Annotated in this window: 23 protein-coding genes and 5 tRNA genes; 9 read left to right on the forward strand and 19 right to left on the reverse strand. The window is 51.5% G+C overall.

Features of this window, described 5'->3' with window-relative positions:
• Window positions 1–72: 72 nt before the first annotated feature.
• Complete coding sequence (locus KI379_RS19090; RefSeq protein WP_373309568.1) at window positions 73–1,356, reverse strand: MFS transporter; 1,284 nt, start codon at window positions 1,354–1,356, stop codon at window positions 73–75.
• 181 nt (window positions 1,357–1,537) lie between these two features.
• On the opposite strand from KI379_RS19090, the gene KI379_RS19095 reads away from it, so the two are divergent.
• Window positions 1,538–3,013 carry an aminotransferase class I/II-fold pyridoxal phosphate-dependent enzyme gene (locus tag KI379_RS19095; RefSeq protein WP_145131773.1) on the forward strand — a complete coding sequence of 492 codons (1,476 nt, stop codon included), beginning with the start codon at window positions 1,538–1,540 and terminating at the stop codon, window positions 3,011–3,013.
• A gap of 100 nt (window positions 3,014–3,113) precedes the next feature.
• Here KI379_RS19095 and KI379_RS19100 read toward each other — a convergent pair whose 3' ends face one another.
• Entirely contained in the window at window positions 3,114–3,431 is a 318-nt protein-coding gene (locus KI379_RS19100; RefSeq protein WP_076169893.1) for a DUF1292 domain-containing protein, read from the reverse strand.
• Window positions 3,432–3,525: 94 nt separating this feature from the next.
• Complete coding sequence (locus tag KI379_RS19105) at window positions 3,526–4,077, reverse strand: copper amine oxidase (protein WP_145131771.1); 552 nt, start codon at window positions 4,075–4,077, stop codon at window positions 3,526–3,528.
• Between the two features lie 520 nt (window positions 4,078–4,597).
• Here KI379_RS19105 and KI379_RS19110 point away from each other — a divergent pair.
• Window positions 4,598–5,335 carry an MBL fold metallo-hydrolase gene (locus KI379_RS19110; protein WP_212984425.1) on the forward strand — a complete coding sequence of 246 codons (738 nt, stop codon included), beginning with the start codon at window positions 4,598–4,600 and terminating at the stop codon, window positions 5,333–5,335.
• A 106-nt stretch (window positions 5,336–5,441) separates the two neighbouring features.
• On the opposite strand, the gene KI379_RS19115 is transcribed toward KI379_RS19110, so the two are convergent.
• The 3 genes from KI379_RS19115 to KI379_RS19125 all read right to left on the reverse strand — a co-directional run bounded on the left by KI379_RS19115 (window position 5,442) and on the right by KI379_RS19125 (window position 6,797).
• Entirely contained in the window at window positions 5,442–5,681 is a 240-nt protein-coding gene (locus KI379_RS19115) for a DUF3892 domain-containing protein (protein WP_076169889.1), read from the reverse strand.
• Between the two features lie 90 nt (window positions 5,682–5,771).
• Window positions 5,772–6,215, reverse strand: coding sequence for a GNAT family N-acetyltransferase (locus KI379_RS19120; protein ID WP_076169888.1), 444 nt, complete (start codon window positions 6,213–6,215; stop codon window positions 5,772–5,774).
• A gap of 384 nt (window positions 6,216–6,599) precedes the next feature.
• On the reverse strand, window positions 6,600–6,797 hold the full coding sequence (locus KI379_RS19125) for a hypothetical protein (RefSeq protein WP_076169887.1): 198 nt from the start codon (window positions 6,795–6,797) through the stop codon (window positions 6,600–6,602).
• A gap of 167 nt (window positions 6,798–6,964) precedes the next feature.
• Here KI379_RS19125 and KI379_RS19130 point away from each other — a divergent pair.
• A tRNA-Val gene (locus KI379_RS19130) sits at window positions 6,965–7,037 on the forward strand.
• Window positions 7,038–7,129: 92 nt separating this feature from the next.
• Here the strand turns inward: KI379_RS19130 and KI379_RS19135 are convergent.
• Window positions 7,130–7,447, reverse strand: coding sequence for a hypothetical protein (locus tag KI379_RS19135; RefSeq protein ID WP_212967774.1), 318 nt, complete (start codon window positions 7,445–7,447; stop codon window positions 7,130–7,132).
• 174 nt (window positions 7,448–7,621) lie between these two features.
• Here KI379_RS19135 and KI379_RS19140 point away from each other — a divergent pair, with 174 nt between their 5' ends.
• The 3 genes from KI379_RS19140 to KI379_RS19150 all read left to right on the forward strand — a co-directional run bounded on the left by KI379_RS19140 (window position 7,622) and on the right by KI379_RS19150 (window position 8,537).
• On the forward strand, window positions 7,622–7,801 hold the full coding sequence (locus tag KI379_RS19140; RefSeq protein ID WP_234489327.1) for a YjfB family protein: 180 nt from the start codon (window positions 7,622–7,624) through the stop codon (window positions 7,799–7,801).
• A gap of 203 nt (window positions 7,802–8,004) precedes the next feature.
• Window positions 8,005–8,199, forward strand: a complete 195-nt coding sequence (locus KI379_RS19145; RefSeq protein ID WP_089548166.1) for a hypothetical protein — start codon at window positions 8,005–8,007, stop codon at window positions 8,197–8,199.
• Window positions 8,200–8,363: 164 nt separating this feature from the next.
• A complete protein-coding gene (locus tag KI379_RS19150) occupies window positions 8,364–8,537 on the forward strand; it encodes a hypothetical protein (RefSeq protein ID WP_212984426.1) in 174 nt (57 codons plus the stop codon).
• A gap of 76 nt (window positions 8,538–8,613) precedes the next feature.
• On the opposite strand, the gene KI379_RS19155 is transcribed toward KI379_RS19150, so the two are convergent.
• Window positions 8,614–9,354 (reverse strand): glycerophosphodiester phosphodiesterase, encoded by a 741-nt coding sequence (locus tag KI379_RS19155; protein WP_212984427.1) that lies wholly within the window; start codon window positions 9,352–9,354, stop codon window positions 8,614–8,616.
• Between the two features lie 173 nt (window positions 9,355–9,527).
• Between KI379_RS19155 and KI379_RS19160 the strand changes: the two genes are divergently transcribed.
• Window positions 9,528–9,689, forward strand: a complete 162-nt coding sequence (locus KI379_RS19160; protein WP_076169882.1) for a mechanosensitive ion channel protein MscL — start codon at window positions 9,528–9,530, stop codon at window positions 9,687–9,689.
• Window positions 9,690–9,721: 32 nt separating this feature from the next.
• Here KI379_RS19160 and KI379_RS19165 read toward each other — a convergent pair whose 3' ends face one another.
• On the reverse strand, window positions 9,722–10,213 hold the full coding sequence (locus KI379_RS19165; RefSeq protein ID WP_212984428.1) for a hypothetical protein: 492 nt from the start codon (window positions 10,211–10,213) through the stop codon (window positions 9,722–9,724).
• 104 nt (window positions 10,214–10,317) lie between these two features.
• Window positions 10,318–10,431 carry a sporulation protein YjcZ gene (locus KI379_RS34120; RefSeq protein WP_084203873.1) on the reverse strand — a complete coding sequence of 38 codons (114 nt, stop codon included), beginning with the start codon at window positions 10,429–10,431 and terminating at the stop codon, window positions 10,318–10,320.
• A gap of 211 nt (window positions 10,432–10,642) precedes the next feature.
• Between KI379_RS34120 and KI379_RS19170 the strand changes: the two genes are divergently transcribed.
• Window positions 10,643–11,725 carry an AI-2E family transporter gene (locus tag KI379_RS19170; protein ID WP_212984429.1) on the forward strand — a complete coding sequence of 361 codons (1,083 nt, stop codon included), beginning with the start codon at window positions 10,643–10,645 and terminating at the stop codon, window positions 11,723–11,725.
• 30 nt (window positions 11,726–11,755) lie between these two features.
• Here the strand turns inward: KI379_RS19170 and KI379_RS19175 are convergent, their stop codons facing one another.
• The 7 genes from KI379_RS19175 to KI379_RS19205 form a co-directional block, all read right to left on the reverse strand.
• Window positions 11,756–12,166, reverse strand: a complete 411-nt coding sequence (locus KI379_RS19175; protein ID WP_212984430.1) for a hypothetical protein — start codon at window positions 12,164–12,166, stop codon at window positions 11,756–11,758.
• A 32-nt stretch (window positions 12,167–12,198) separates the two neighbouring features.
• A complete protein-coding gene (locus tag KI379_RS19180) occupies window positions 12,199–12,867 on the reverse strand; it encodes a uracil-DNA glycosylase (protein ID WP_076170155.1) in 669 nt (222 codons plus the stop codon).
• 163 nt (window positions 12,868–13,030) lie between these two features.
• Window positions 13,031–13,116, reverse strand: a tRNA-Leu gene (locus KI379_RS19185).
• 152 nt (window positions 13,117–13,268) lie between these two features.
• Window positions 13,269–13,354, reverse strand: a tRNA-Leu gene (locus tag KI379_RS19190).
• A gap of 25 nt (window positions 13,355–13,379) precedes the next feature.
• Window positions 13,380–13,456: transfer RNA gene (locus KI379_RS19195), tRNA-Ile, on the reverse strand.
• Window positions 13,457–13,494: 38 nt separating this feature from the next.
• A tRNA-Met gene (locus KI379_RS19200) sits at window positions 13,495–13,571 on the reverse strand.
• Between the two features lie 106 nt (window positions 13,572–13,677).
• Window positions 13,678–13,842 (reverse strand): hypothetical protein, encoded by a 165-nt coding sequence (locus KI379_RS19205; RefSeq protein ID WP_163879495.1) that lies wholly within the window; start codon window positions 13,840–13,842, stop codon window positions 13,678–13,680.
• A 211-nt stretch (window positions 13,843–14,053) separates the two neighbouring features.
• Here KI379_RS19205 and KI379_RS19210 point away from each other — a divergent pair, with 211 nt between their 5' ends.
• Complete coding sequence (locus KI379_RS19210) at window positions 14,054–14,920, forward strand: YitT family protein (RefSeq protein WP_076170154.1); 867 nt, start codon at window positions 14,054–14,056, stop codon at window positions 14,918–14,920.
• Window positions 14,921–15,059: 139 nt separating this feature from the next.
• On the opposite strand, the gene pyrE is transcribed toward KI379_RS19210, so the two are convergent.
• Window positions 15,060–15,701 (reverse strand): orotate phosphoribosyltransferase, encoded by a 642-nt coding sequence (gene pyrE, locus KI379_RS19215; RefSeq protein ID WP_244879331.1) that lies wholly within the window; start codon window positions 15,699–15,701, stop codon window positions 15,060–15,062.
• Window positions 15,698–16,435, reverse strand: coding sequence for an orotidine-5'-phosphate decarboxylase (gene pyrF / locus KI379_RS19220; RefSeq protein WP_076169877.1), 738 nt, complete (start codon window positions 16,433–16,435; stop codon window positions 15,698–15,700). Before pyrF ends, pyrE begins: the two co-directional genes overlap by 4 nt.
• Window positions 16,436–16,448: the final 13 nt, after the last annotated feature.

Below are 16,448 nucleotides of genomic sequence, written 5' to 3' on the forward strand. Positions count from 1 at the left end.
TGCAGCCAAATATTAAAGGATAGAGCAGCCGGTACGCATAAGCGCGCTGGCACCCTATCCTTTTTTTGTGTGTTACGGCGCCTCTGCCCGCTTCTTGCGCGACAAAACGAGGTGGATCACAAACAGCACGGCCATGACGATGCTGCTGGCGACAAAAGGCATCGAATGCCCGATACGGTCCCAGAGCTGGCCTGAAACGATCGGCCCGACAACCATGCCCGAGCCTTGGAGGGTGAGGAAAAATCCCCAGACCGCTCCCCGCTCGCCTTTCGGCACATGCGTCGATACAAAGGTGTTCCAGGCAGGCAGGATCATGGCATAGCTGATGCCCACCACGCCTACGATGGCGAACACAACCGGCAGCGAGCGCACCGCCGAGAACATGATGAGGGAAATAGCCGCCAGCAGAAACCCAGCATTCAGGAAGGGAGCGGTTCCGAACCGGTCGACCAGCTTCCCGCATGGAATGATCGCCAGCACCGTAATGCCCCCGCCCGCGATCAGCAGCAGGCTGTACATATTCGGAGACAGGTGCAGCTCATTTTGAACGTACAGCGTGATCACCGGGCTGAGCAGCCCGATGACGAAGGATTGGAGAAACAGCGCCGGAAACACCAGCCAGCTGACCTTCAGGTTGTGCCTGATTTCGTACAGCGTCTTGCGGATGCTCGCAAATAGATGATTCGCCTTCCCGAGCAGCTGTGGAAGGAACCCCCTCACAGATTCCGTCCTTCCTTCCATCCCCTGCCCATTTGCCTTGACTCTTCCCGGGAGGAGCAATGCAACCAGAACTACGATGATGCAGCAGCCGATAAGGATAAAAAATAGCGTCTGATAGTTTTTGTTCGTACGGTCCATCAAAAAATTCATGACGATCGGTCCTGCGCCTGTTCCGCCCAGCGAAGCGATCTCGAGCATGCCGATCATTTGTCCGCTGCTGCCTCTCGGACCCGAAATGGCCGTCGTCCCGGTCATGGCGCATGGCCACAGCGGCGAAGTGCCTACCCCAAGAATAAAACAGGCAAGCGCCAGCCAGCCTGCGCCGGATAAGAAGGCGATCATGCCAACCGCGACGATGGTCAGCACCAGCGCCCCCGTCAGCGTTCTGCGGTACCCCAGCCGCTCGGCGATCCAGCCCGACGGGCTGCGGAACAGGTTGTCTCCGATATATTGAAGGGAAAAAGCGAGACCGATCGTATGGGCGCCGAGACCGAGCGAGTTTTTCATATAAACCGGCAAAATGGCCACCAGAAGCGACCCTTTCATAAATTCAACGAGAAATAGAATCGTCAGCAGCCCGATGAAAAAGGGCGAGATCAGCCGGCGGGCTGCCGCCGCTTCCGTCATTTGCGACACGCGTTTCACCACTTCCCTATTTTGGTATGGAGCGAATCCTCCCGGCAGTATGGTCTATACTAATAGTGTACCCCATATGGGGACGAGATTTTCACAGGGCTAAAAAGCCGCTTGCATTCGCCCCCCGATTTGCTATACTGAGCTTTGTAATTTTAACAGATGAAAGGTTGTGACAGCATACATGGACCATAGCCGTACCCCTTTATTTACAGCACTCACACAGCACGCGGCAAAAAATCCCGTTCAGTTCCATATTCCCGGACACAAGAAGGGAATGGGGACCGATACCGAATTCAGAGAATTTATCGGCGATAACGCCCTCTCTATAGATCTGATCAATATTGCCCCGCTGGACGACCTTCACCAGCCGACGGGCGTCATCGAGGAAGCCCAGATTCTGGCTGCTGACGCCTTCGGCGCCGATTACACGTATTTCAGCGTACAGGGAACCAGCGGCGCGATCATGACCATGATTCTGACGATGTGCTCTCCCGGCGACAAAATCATCGTTCCCCGGAATGTCCATAAGTCGGTCATGTCCGCGATTATTTTCTCCGGCGCCAAGCCCGTCTTCGTTTCGCCGGCCCGCGACGAAAATTTAGGGATCGACCACGGCATTACCGTCCGCTCCGTGCAGCGGGCCCTGGACCGTCATCCGGACACCAAGGCGGTTCTCGTCATTAATCCGACGTACTTCGGCGTCTCCGCCAATCTGAAGGAGATCGTGGACCTCGCCCACAGCCGGAATGTGCCCGTCCTCGTGGACGAAGCCCACGGCGTGCTGACCCATTTCCACCCGGAACTGCCGATGTCCGCTATGGATGCCGGAGCGGATATGGCCGCGACGAGCGTGCATAAGCTGGGCGGCTCCATGACGCAGAGTTCCGTGCTGAATTTGAACACGAAGAACGGCTATGTCAATCCGCAGCGCGTGCAAACGATCATCAGTATGCTGACCACGACGTCGACTTCCTACATTTTGCTCGCTTCGCTGGATACCTCCAGACGGAACCTGGCGCTGAACGGATATGCCATGGCCCAAAGTGCCATCGACATGGCGCAGTCCGCCCGCAAGCAAATCAATGAAATTGAAGGTCTCTACTGCTTCGGCAAGGAAATTCTCGGCGGGGAAGCGACTTACGATTATGATCCGACCAAGCTGACCATCCATGTCCGCCACCTGGGCATCACCGGTTATGAGACCGAAAACTGGCTTCGCGAAAAGTATAATATCGAAGTCGAGCTGAGCGACATGTACAACATCCTGTGCCTGATTACGCCAGGGGATAACGAGGAGACCATCTCCATCCTGGTGAATGCGCTCCGCGAGCTGGCACAGACCTACTATAATGTAAACACAGCCAACGAGCTGGTTGTTAAAATTCCGGAAATTCCGCAGCTGTCCCTCATTCCAAGGGACGCCTTCTACGGGGATACGGAAGTCATTCCGTTCAAGGAATCGGCCGGACGCATCATAGCCGAGTTCATTTATGTGTATCCGCCGGGCATTCCGATCCTTCTTCCGGGAGAGGTCATCTCCCAAGACAATATCGACTACATCGTCGACCATGTGGACGTCGGACTGCCGGTAAAAGGACCGGAAGACCGGTATATCCAAAACGTCAAGGTCATTGTGGAAACCGATCCGATTTTTTAATACGCGCGGCTGTTTACCGCCTGCACCAAAAAAAGAAACCCCCGGTCCCGCTTTCGCTGCGGTTCGGGGGTTTCTTGGTGTAGGCTTGTGGCGAAATGGATTACTCCTGGTCCAACTGGGCAACCAGCTCGTTATAAGCGGCTTCCACTTTGTTCCATTCTTCTTCGTCTTCAATATTGTAAAGCATCATTTCCTCGTCCTCTTCCTCGACGCGAAGGATGATGCCGTCCGCTTCAGGATTCTCACGTTCCAGCAGCAGTGCATAAACGTTCTCGCCTACATCGAATGTTTCGACAAGAACCATTTCCACGTCTTTGCCGTTCTCATCTGTCAGCGTCAGAACAAATTCCTCATGCTCGTGATCATGGTCATGATCATGATTGCAGGCTTCGCCGTGTTCATGCTTGTGATCGCTCATTTTAACAAAAACCTCACTTATGGTTGGAATGGATCATACCACCGTATCGTATCACGTCCGCATGATCTGGTCAATTTATCCTCCTCGGAGGTTGTCAGTTCAGCGCAGTGATCACTTTTTGCGATACGAGGACGTAATCGCTGGTCTTGGTGGCTTTAATGTAGAACCCCACTTTATATTTGCCCGCGCTGCTGAAATCATACGTAAAATCGTAAGTCCGGAACCAGAAATTATCCTTCTGGCTGCCGCTCACGTCCTGAGACTGGATATCCTTGACCTTTCCCGAAGGATCCGTAATAGCCACCTTTACGCTCGCCACATCGTCCGATAAGCTGTCCACCTGGCAGAATACGTTAAACTTGAGCTTCCCTTTATTGACGTTACCGAAGACGGTATCTCCATTAAACAGAAATATATGTACGTTAGGCTTAATGAATTCAACCTTGTTCGTATCTGAATTAAACTTTACGACCCCGTCAAACTCCCGAATCGGGACATAGGTTTTGCCGTCGATGATATAGCCGCCGTCCTGGATTTCCTTGCCGTTCATCCACACCTTGACTTTCTGGGTGATCGAATCCGCAAACACAGAACCCCCCATCAGGGAAAAGGCGAATACGCATACCATAACTTTCTTCCAATTCATCTTATTCATTTCCCTCCATTTCCATCGTGATGTTGTATGTATATACGAAAAGTACAAACGCAAGTTGCGCTGTCCATACGGGCAAAACTCACATTTTTTCTCAAAAGTGAAGGAATTTTGTTCCAGAAACACAAAAAAAGCCCCACCTTGTGGGACTATAGCTCCAAATTTTTGGTTCAGTTCCTAATTTCTCTCCTTATTTCTTGGTTAAAATACAGGGCACCCCTTTGCCGACCGCACCCGGAACTCTCATCCGTGCCGCATACGCCATTCCCCGGGCACAGGGCGTTTTACAGGCCTCACATACGTCGGAGGTCACGAGCCTCATGCCTCGGATGACCTTTTCCCCTTTGGCTTGTGCCGGTTTTTTGCTTTTTCCCTTCGCCATGACAAAACCCCATTTCGCGCGTTTACAGCATATTATGGGGGTAGATGGAAATTGGGAACTGTGGTGTATAATGAAAGAAAAAAATACGAACGGCATGCTCGGCATGCCGCTCATTCACAGGAGGATCAACCGATGAGCTTGCAGCTTCAGATGCTGGGGACAGGCAGCGCTTTTGCCAAAAAGTATTTCAACAATAATGCCCTGCTCGGGGACGGGTCGTTCACTTTGCTGATTGATTGCGGAATTACGGCCCCTCTCGCCCTTCACCAACTGGGCAAAACGTTTAATGACTTGGATGCCGTGCTGATCACCCATATTCATGGCGATCATGTCGGCGGCCTGGAGGAGCTTGCCTTCCAGATGAAATATGCGTACCATCGCAAAATGAAGCTTTATATCGCTGAAGCTTTGCGTGATGTCCTGTGGGAGCACACGCTGAAGGGTGGTCTGTCCCAACCCGGTCAAATCACCTGCCTCGAGGACGCCTTCGACGTACATACGCTTCAGCCTGGGGTTCCCTGCCGCCTGTCGGAGCAAATCGAGCTGGAGCTCATCCCGAACCGTCACATTCCGGGTAAAGACAGCTTCTCCCTCTATATTAACGGCCGGATCTTCTACAGCGCGGACATGACCTTCGACCCCGGGCTGCTGGACAAGCTCGTACGGGAACGCAGCTGTGATACGATCCTGCACGAGGTCCAGCTGGAAGGACCGGGCGAGGTGCATACGACGCTCAGTGAGCTGCTATCGCTGCCGGAGCCGGTTCAGCGTATGATCCGCTTGATGCATTATGCAGATAATAAAGACGAGTTTGTAGGAAAAACCGGAGAAATGACTTTCCTTGAGCAAGGGCACGTATATACGCTGTAACCCTTGCAGGTCGATGTGGATTACGGGTGAAAAAACACAGCCGGCTGCAGAAAGATGAACCTTCTCTGCAGCCGGCTATTATTTTTGGAAGCATGACGCTCGTCTTTTATTCAAAAGTAGGCAGGTTATCGAGATTATTCGACGGATCGCCGTCGGCGTCCCCGCGAATGTACATCTCGCCGTCACGGCCTTTAAAAACGTTTACTCCGGCAATGGCGCCCGCTTTTACTTCCTGCAGCGCCTGCTCGTAATCGAGCACCCGGCCCGACGACGTTTGAAAGGCTGTCAAGTCGCCGTCACCGTTCTTTTGTACTGCGATAAATTGTTCTCTTCCCGGGTTTCCCATCGATATCCACTCCTTAAATTGTCATGATATATCAAGGTGACATATGGATATCGTTCCCTGAGAACATGGATTTATACGAAGAAATGAAGCCTACAGTGTTTTCTTCATACGGACATGCGGAATGCCCGCGTCATCGAACGGCTCCTTGGAAATGACCTCGTAGCCTTGTTTTGCATAGAACTGTTCAGCTTGGCACTGTGCATCCAGGATGGAATAGGCCAGCCCCAGTTCCCTCGCGCGCTCTTCCATCGCCATCAGCAAAATGCGGCCGAACCCGTGGGTGCGGAACTCGCGGCGAACCGCGATTCGCTGCATCTTGGCGGTATCGCTGTTATAATAAATGATCCGGCCGGTGGCCACATACTGATCCTTGTCCTGAAGGAGGATATGATGAACATTGTCGCTGATCACATCGTATTCGTCGATCTCCAGGTCGGCGGGCACGTTTTGTTCCTTGACGAACACCTCCTGGCGGATGTCCAGCGCATGTTCCAGCTGCTCGGGGGTCGTCACGTATACTATTTCTGCAGGCATCGGTTACCCTCTCTTTCATGCAATCAATATAAAAAACACGGCTGAATCATTATACAAAAAAATGATTTTCCTGTATAGTTGACTCATGAGAGCTCTATGGAAGGGAGACCATGGATCGTTATGGGCATGACCATTGCGCTGATCGTCATTTTATCAGCCATCTTGATCTATTCATTCATTTATGTCATCCAAAAAGGGTATTCGCGCAAATGGGATGAGGAATAAGAAAAACGTTTATCGACGAACACTCACGGAAGATAGACCGCGTTTTGCGGAAGTTTTTCATGCGATATAAGGAAACCGAATCTCCGATGCAAATACTTTCTTATATCTAAAAAAAGGGCCGGTGCAGTCGGAGCACGGGCCCTTGTCTTGTCCAAAGAATCAGGGCGGCGTAATAGGGCCCTTGGAATACACATCCTCGCTGACCGATTTGCCGTAAACGTCCAGCATAATCGGTGAGTCGGCCATTGTTGAACCGGGCTTGATCGGCTCCTGCGCATCCGAAAACTCACCCGCGGGGGAGCATCCGGCAAGCAGCAGGCACATCCCTGCCGCGAGCAGCCCGCCTTTGTTCGGCATACCGTGCCACTCCTTCTGTTTCGAAATATACTTTAGTTTTCGCCCGTTTGGATAGCTTCTAATCATGAGCGGCAAACAAATTGTGCATGCCATTCACCGTGAGCAAAATAAAATGATTGACAGCTAACTACGGCGCTGTTATTATATTAAATGTATCTGACTTGTACGATCTGCTAGCTCAGCTGGGAGAGCACCATCTTGACAGGGTGGGGGTCAGTGGTTCGAGCCCACTGCAGATCATCTATAGAAACCCTTGAAGCTTAAGGCTTCAAGGGTTTTTTTGTTATTTTCAGACCTGCAGAGTTTTGGCCCTGCCCCGTTAAGATAATCATCTATTTTGTTCCCGCATGGACCTCCGCCGTGATTGCTAAGGAAACCGTTACATACGATATCTCAGGTTTCACATTTTCCAACAAAGGTGGGGTAACCAAATGGGTAAATTCTTTTTCCACGAACATGATCACGGCCGTCGCTGCCATGTCCGCAAACCAAAACCAGTCGTCCTCAAAAAAGAAATCAAGAAAACGATATTCGTCAAAGTGGACTGGGAACCTGTAATCAAAAAGGTTCACAAAGAAAAGCATGTTTCCTGCCATAAGATTCACAAACAGCACCACCACTTCAAAAAACGCCACCATAAAAGATGCCACTGTCGCGATCACTTCGGTGGAGACATGTATTAATTCCGGATTTTTCGGATGAAATCAGCATGACACCTCTCTGATCGCACGCCCGGGAACTTGGTTCCCGGGCGGCATCTATTTTATAAATCACACCGAAAATCCGATAACATAGATGTTACCCATTTTACATAGAGGAGGCTTATGATGGATATCCCTGCTTTATCGATGGCCATGAGCCAGTCCCGGCTGGCTCAAAATGTGAGCATCCAGGTGCTTAAAATCGCTAAGGATCAAGCCTCGCAAGACGGTCAATCCCTGGTCAAAATGCTGGATAGCAGCGCCGTACCCCATTTGGGAAACCGTCTAGACATCCGGATTTAGCTGCTCGGCTTTCTTTTCTGCCCCTCCAGACGGAGGTTTTTTTTATTTTTCAGCACATCCGTTCAAATTATATTCATATTTTAGGTCCATATCCCCACCAATCAAACATTCGTTCTCTATCCAACAGACGAAAATTATCTTATGATAAAGATAGTTATTGATACAAAAGTCTTACCAGTATGTGGATACGGGAGAATAGTCTCATGGAAAAGGAAATTGAAATGGCGATCCGCCGCGGCCATCAATTATTCGTTCAAAATTTGGATGGTGAATCCATCACCGGCATCCCCGAGAAATCCGATGATCCGGGCACTTTAAAGATGCGGACGGTGTACGGCTCCATGTGGATTCCGCTGGATGAAGTCGGCCATCTTTCACGCCTCATTCATATTCGTTAATATTCGCTGCCCTGCCTGGGCGGCTTTATTTTTATTTACCGATTAACCTTTCGGCTCGTAAGGTGCAGGAAAATGTGGTTCAGCGGCTCTTGGAACGGTTTATCCTTACATATAAGGAACACACTATGGAAGTACCAACGATTCTACGGGAAGGACGTGTGGCGATGAATAAACCGAATGAAGAGGATCGTTTCCCCGGGGTCGACCCCATTCCGGATCCCGATCATGAAACGCCGTCATCCACGGACATGATTGAAGACGTGCTGGAAGAAGGGGCGCGGGATTTGAAGAAAGGTAAACATCCGTCGAACGGGGATTCACCGGATCATCAAGGGTGACGCGTTCCCTCACTGTTCTGGAGAATTTTCAGACACAAAATAACCCGATGCCGCCGTGGCATCGGGTTATCGTTGTTTAAGAGCGCACTGAAGCGCTCAGCAGCGCCGCCAGCTTATCCGGGTAGTCGGTGATGATACCCGCTGCCCCTGCGTCGATAAGACGCTGCATTTCCTCTTCTTCGTTGACCGTCCATGGGTGGTATACCTTACCGGCCGCCTTCGCTCCCGCCACAAATTCAGGCAGCACCGCAAAATGGTAGGCGTGCAAGGCGTCGGCTTCAACGCTGCGGGCATATTCCCACGGCTCATACAGTCCCTCCATGTACAAAATGCCGGTGCGGATTTCAGGCGCGAGCTGCTTGCAGAGCCGCAGGGAATAGTGATTGAAGCTTGAGATGACGATCCGCTCGCTCAGGTTATAGCTTCTTACCAAGTCGATGACCTTTTCCTCAAGCCCTGCATAAGGTACCTTCGTATTTTTCAACTCGATATTGACGACGGTCCCGGTGTCCTGAACCAGCTCCAGCAGCTCTTCCAGCAGCGGAAGGCGCTCCTCCCCAAAATCGGGATGGAACCAGCTGCCGGCGTCCAGCTTGCGCAGCTCTTCCAGGTCATGGTCTTTGACCCACCCGCTCCCGTTTGTCGTCCGGGACAACGTTTCGTCGTGAATCAGGACAAGCCGGCCGTCCCGGGTTAACTGAACATCGGTTTCAATCCCTGTGGCACCAAGCTCCAAACTGCGGGCAAAAGCGGCCATCGTATTTTCCGGACATACCGCAGATGCGCCCCGGTGGGCAAAATTAATAATCGAATCCAACTTCTTTCAACCTCCCGACTGGTATTCTCGCAAACCTTACCAACTTATCGTACCCGTCTTATGTAATGCGAGTATAAACCGTAGAGTTTACAAACCGCTCCATCCAAATTGATTCCTCTCTGATGGTTGTATTTTATCATGGATTTATCCCGCATATAAGGAGGTATTCGATCATGATCGTGTTTGACGTCATCGTCCATGGAGAAGTCAAAGAAACCATCCGGCCGGCCACCCAGCGGCTGCAGCATATCCTCGCCTACGTCACCGAAGAGGCCAAGATCCTCAGCAAAAAATACGGAACGGCCGTTAACTTAAGCCGGAGAATCATTTATTGACAGTAAGGGGATCGGTACTCGATCGCCTTTTTTTATGTCGATACACGCTTTTCTTTTCTCGTCTCGACGCACCCATGGGACTCAAGAACATGCTGCGCTTCGATGCTTCGCTCCTTACTGCACTCCACAATGACCATAAAATGCCCCTGAATCAGCAGCTTCTCATAGTTTTCTGCATCCCCTTCGGGGACGCCAATCCCCACCAGACTGACAATCAGCCCGTCGTTCTTCCCCCCGACTTCCGCCCCCCCAAGTTTGGCCGCTGCCGGTCCCGATGCCCAGGTGACTTGATCCCGCAGCGTCAGGCTCGAGGTTAAATCCCGGATTTCGCCGAACAACCCGCTGGTACCATGCCTGGACACGGGTTCTTTCAAGCCGGTATCCCGGCATACGATAAATAACTGTCTCTTGTCAAGGGCAAGCAGCGACACGTCCTTTTTGTCAAATTGACGCTCCCAAAGCGCGCTGACCGCCAGCGCCGTATCCTGTCTCGTCCGGAACAATGCGATCACGAGTTGGTTCATCCTCAATCCCTCCCAGGTTAAATGACTGTATGTAATTAGGTAAACTAACGCGGGCATAAAAAAACATCCCGGCCGAATACCGCCAGGATGTGTTGTGTTCCGCCTTAACAAAAACAGGAGCTCAAAATAATGACCAAGAGGATGAAAAGGACCAAGATCGCTCCCGTCGATTTGAAAACTCCGCCTGGATAACCAACGCCGCCTACGACTCCGCTCATAGGTTTGAACCTCCTTTTTCATGGGGTCAACCTATATTATGCAGTTCACCTGCGGTTTGACTGTACGAATACCCGGATTGCCTCAAACTGTTACCCTTCCGGAGCGATGGCAGGAGCTCCCTGAATCATCCTCATGACATTTGGTTAATGGGTTGTAAAAGAGGAAACAGACCGTTACATAGGCTGGTCCATGAAGGCTGGGGGGATTTGATTGCTGCAGAGCAAATATTTTCGTACATGTCTGGGTATCATCGCGGCGCTTTTAATTATTTATTTGGGTGCCAAAGTAAAGTTTATTTTCAATCCGATCGTGCTGCTGTTCAAGCTGCTGCTGGTCCCGGTGATGCTGGCCGGTTTCATGTATTACTTGCTGAGGCCTATCGTGAATTACTTGGAAAAGCACCACTGGAAAAGGTCGCTTTCGATTCTGTCGATCTACCTCGTGTTCGTTGGTCTGATCGCCCTGTTTTCGGTGCTGGTATGGCCAACGCTGCGCGAGCAGGTGATCACTTTTGCCGAAAACGCGCCTTATTTCGTGGAAGATTTGCAGAAGCAGTTTGAGGCGCTTCAGAAAAACAGCTTTTTCGCCAGGGCGCTGCCGAGCGAGTCGGAAATTTATGCCCGCGTGAGTGAATATCTCAACGGTCTAATTATGGCCGTAACGGATTCGATCTCCAATTTTATATCCGTCGTATCCAATGTCGTGGTCATTATTGCTACCGTTCCGATCGTGCTGTATTACATGCTGAAAGAAAGCAGCAAGCTCCCCCCTAAAATTTTGCACATCCTTCCACGGAAATATCGGAAGGAAGGGAAAGAAGCGCTGCGGGAAATCGATACGGCTCTCAGCAACTTTATCGTCGGCAGGGTCGTGCTGAATCTCATTCTAGGCGTGCTGATGTACATCGGCTTCCTCATTATCGGGCTTCCATACTCTCTGCTGCTCGCGCTGATCTCGATCGTCCTGAACCTGATTCCTTACGTAGGTGCGATCATCGCTGCCATTCCGGTCGTTATCATCGGTTTTATCGATTCGCCTTCCGTTGCCGTATGGTCGCTCGTCGTGATCATCATCTCCCAGCAGATCCAGGATAATCTGCTGACGCCGATTATTTACGGCAAGCAGCTGGACATTCATCCGATGACGGCCATCGTCCTGCTGCTGATCGGCGGAGACGTATCCGGGATCGTCGGCGTCATTTTGGCCATTCCCGTCTACATGATTGCCAAGATCATTATCGTCCGGGGGTATGGGCTGTTTTTGGCGGAAAAGGTCGATGACATGAAAGAGTAAAGAAAAAAAGCATGCCGCAGGACCAATGTCTCACAGCATGCCACGTAATGACCGGACAACGCAAGTGCACTCCGCTTTCCGAAAAGTCCGGCCGTCCGACAGGGTCACCGTCTCCGCATTATGCGAGCTCAGGGTGGCCCTGTATGCTTCCAGACGGTCCTTCCGCCAGATCATGACCTCGGACCCGAACAACACGGCGTTATCGAACTGCCGTTTGTCCTTCATGATATATCCGACCGAATGAGGTGCGGCGTCAGGGGCATTTTTCCCTTCGGGAAGAAGCCGGATCGTACAAACCTCGTCAAACGGCAGCTTCAGGTCGTGCGGCCCGAGCACGAGCCATTCGTTATGTTCATCCCATTTGCGAAGCGTCCCCTTGACCCGGGAATGCAGCTTGTCGTTGCACAGGATGGTAACCCGCCTGCCGATCCAGTTCTTCATGGCCCTTTCGCCTCCTTTCTCATGAAAATGAGTTACCTGTCAGGAATCGCCCAATCGACCGGCTTGATCCCATGGGCTGCTAAAAACGCGTTGGCTTTGGAAAACGGCCTGCTTCCAAAAAAACCGCGGTGCACCGACAGCGGACTCGGGTGAACCGACTGGATCACCAGATGCTTTTTCCGATCGATAAAAGCTCCTTTTTTCTGGGCATGGCTTCCCCATAGAATGAACACGACCGGCTTATCCCGCTCATTCAGCTTCTCAATGACAGCATCGGTAAATCGCTCCCATCCTAATCCTTTATGCGAATTTGCCTCGCCATCCCGGACGGTCAGCACCGTATTGAGCAGCAGCACCCCTTGCTCGGCCCAATGCACCAGCGTCCCATGGCTTGGAATCGGCACGCCCAAATCGCTGTGCAGCTCTTTGTAAATGTTCACGAGGGAAGGTGGAATCCGCACGCCGGGTTTGACCGAAAAGCTAAGGCCGTGGGCCTGTCCGGGTCCATGATAAGGATCCTGTCCCAAAATGACCACTTTGGTATCCTCATAGGGGGTCAGCTTGAGCGCTTTAAAGAGGTCCTCTTTCGGCGGGTACACTTTGTGAAGCTTGTATTCCTTGGCCAGCTTATAACGGAGTTCCTGAAAATAGTCCTTTTCGGTTTCTTCCTTCAGCTGCTCGTCCCAATCGTTATTAAATATCATGAAGCATTTCTCCTCTCTCGTAAATATATAAACCTATTTTTATAGAAAAACGTCTTCCGACGCACAATCAATGAAAGTCAGACCGCATTGAACGGCAGCTAAAAAAATAAGCCGGCCCCGATCCGGACCAGCTTACCCTGTTCATCTTGTTCCAATCCAATGCCGAGAACCGGGCTCGAACCGGTACGGTAGTCACCTACCGCAGGATTTTAAGTCCTGTGCGTCTGCCAATTCCGCCATCCCGGCTTGTCTATCACTTTTGTGACGACAAAATTTAATATAACATGTTTTGCCTATACCGGCAATCCTTTAATTGCCATTCCTTTTACCGCCCATGAGCACAAAAAAACCGGCTCAGTCAAAGACTGAACCGGCTTCCTTCGAATGGTTTACCTGTATGCCGAGGACCGGGCTCGAACCGGTACGGTAGTCACCTACCGCAGGATTTTAAGTCCTGTGCGTCTGCCAATTCCGCCACCCCGGCATGCTGTTTCTTACATATTGCTATATGGTGGGCCCTGAGGGACTCGAACCCCCGACCAGTCGGTTATGAGCCGACCGCTCTAACCAACTGAGCTAAGGGCCCTGATCAAGTATATACCGTACAGATAATGGCTGTTAAATTGGTTGCGGGGGCAGGATTTGAACCTGCGGCCTTCGGGTTATGAGCCCGACGAGCTACCGGACTGCTCCACCCCGCGTCATTAACCATATCAAATAGCGACAAGAATTAATATACAGCATATGTACCCACTGCGTCAAGTATTTATTTATGGAATTGGTGTTAGGACACTGGAGCCTACCATGTCATGGCAAGAAGCGGACACCGTACCTGCCTCTCCTTGAACGGAAAATTTCAACGAGCCGCGGCTCTTCATAACCGTAAATCCAGCTGTCCTGCTCCAGCCTCTTCGCCAGGCACCCTGCCTGGAATTTCGTCCGGTAGAGCTTGCCGAAATACACCCACCGCATTACTGCTAACCCTCCTTTCATAGATGAGCTGTTTTGATGCCTATTGTTGCCGCAAACGCCATGGTTCATTCATAGCAGCAGAAATCTCGGCTAGTAAAATGTCGAAAACGTTCGAAAAAAAGCGAGATTGCTTTGTGCTGAGCGGAAAAATCGTTTATACTGATAACTAAGTTGTTTAACATTTTAATTTTCAGGAAAGCGGGGAATGTCCATGGCAAAAACACATAAAAAGCTGTCTTTTGCGGATCTGGTCAAAAAATTTGTATTTATTACGGTAGGGGCCGTGCTTATGGCCGTAGCGCTCGAGGTATTTCTGGTCCCCAATGAAATCATCGATGGCGGCATCACCGGGATTTCGATCGTCTTATCCAAAGTAACGACCTTTCCGCTCGGTATTTTTCTGTTTATTATCAACCTCCCCTTTTTATTTCTGGGATACAAGCAGATCGGAAAAACGTTCGCCTTTTCTACCCTTTACGGCATCGCCGTCATGTCTGTAACGACGCAGCTGCTGCATCATGTCAGTCCTTTTACCAATGAGAAAATATTAGCGGTCCTGTTCGGCGGCCTTATTCTCGGCCTTGGCGTCGGACTCGTCATCCGTTTCGGCGGCTCGCTCGACGGAACCGAAATTGTCGCGATTCTGCTGTCTAAAAAGCTCCGCATGCCGGTCGGCCAAATCATCATGATTATGAACGTCTTCATTTTCATTGTTGCCGGATTCGTTTTCGGTTGGGATTCCGCGATGTACTCCATATTTACATACTATATGGCCTCTAAAGTGATGGATATCGTGGTCGAGGGCTTGAACGAGTCCAAGTCGGTCACCATCATCTCGAACGAATACGAGGAAATTTCCCAAACGATTCAGGATCGGCTGGGACGCAGCACGACCTTCATGTACGCCAGAGGCGGCTACTCGAAGGAAGATACACAAGTCATCTATTGCGTCGTCACCCGGCTTGAGCTGGCCAAACTGAAGGCGCTCGTGCAGGAGATCGATCCCAAAGCCTTTATTGCCATTGAGCATGTGTCCGATGTGCTCGGCGGCAATTTTGAGAAAAATGCCATCCACTAAATCATTTGCAACATCAAGCTTAAGGTTACAGCAAGGTCGATCATCCGTGTAAACAACTTAAAAAGGCAGCCCTCAGGGGCTGCCTTTGCTGTATCATTTTATAAATCCATTTGAGGAAATTCACACAAGCGTCGTCCTCTTAGTTTCCGAACGATGACGGATCTTCTCTCCACGCTTTGAGCGCTTTGACGTCCTCCTGCTGAATGGCTCCCTTTTCCAGGGCCACTTCCATCAGCGCCGCATAGTTGGACAACGTCTGCAGCGGAATCCCTGCTTCGGCAAAGGCTTGTACCCCTTTATCGAGCTGATAGCTGAAGATGGCGAGCACGGCGAGCGGCTCGGCACCGGCTTCCTTCACGGCTAGTGCCGCTTTGAGCGAGCTGCCGCCGGTCGAGATCAAGTCTTCGATGACGACGACTTTTTGCCCCGGCTTGATGATGCCCTCGATCAGGTTCTCCTTGCCGTGCCCCTTCGCTTTGTCGCGGATATAGGCCATCGGCAGATTCAGCTTCTGGGCAACCCACGCCGCATGAGGGATACCGGCCGTCGCCGTTCCCGCAATGACTTCCGCGTCCGGATACTGCGCCCGGATGATCGCAGCGAACGATTCGGCGATAAGCTCGCGGATTTCAGGGTAAGACATCGTCAGGCGGTTATCGCAGTAGATAGGCGACTTGATGCCCGAGGTCCAAGTGAACGGCTGTTTCGGCCGGAGCGCCACCGCTCCGATCTCAAGCAAATGGGATGCGATACGGGCTGGAATTTCTGCTAGGGTAGTCAAGCTTCGATCATCTCCTTGATAATGTGTTCGGCAGCTTCACGCGGGTTTTCCGCCGCCGTAATCGGACGCCCGACGACGATGTAATGGCTGCCTTGGCGAATGGCTTCGCCCGGCGTCAGGACGCGCGCCTGGTCGCCTGCTGCGGAGCCCGCAGGCCGGATACCCGGCGTAACGGTGATAAATTGCTGGCCGCAAGCCTCGCGGATCAGCGCCGATTCCTGGGCCGAGGCGACGACGCCGTCCAGTCCGGCCGACTGCGTCAGCTTCGCGTAGTGTACCACGGCGTCCTGCACGCTGCCTTGAATGCCGATCTCGCTGTTGAGCGTCTCCTGGCTGGTGCTGGTCAGCTGGGTGACCGCGATAATGACCGGCCTGCTCAGGCCGGGATCGGCCACAAGCGCGGATTCAGCTCCATCAAGCGCGGCTTTCATCATCGCCGTACCTCCGGCAGCATGGACGTTAAACATGTCCACACCAAGACGGGTGATGCTCTCTGCGCCACCCCTTACGGTGTTGGGTATGTCATGCATTTTCAGATCAAGAAATACGCTGTAGCCTTTTGACTTCAGTTCCCGCACAAAAGCAGGCCCTGCAGCATAATACAGCTGCATGCCCACCTTCAAGTAGCAGGGAATCCCTTCAAGTTCGCGGACCAGCGCGGATGCCGCTTCGGCATCCGGGTAGTCCAGGGCCACGATCAAGCGGCCCGCCATTTCTGTATACTTATCATTCATACTTCTAGTATTT

The organism is Paenibacillus cineris, assembly GCF_018333335.1.
In the GTDB taxonomy this organism is placed as follows: Bacteria; Bacillota; Bacilli; order Paenibacillales; family Paenibacillaceae; genus Paenibacillus_AQ; species Paenibacillus_AQ favisporus.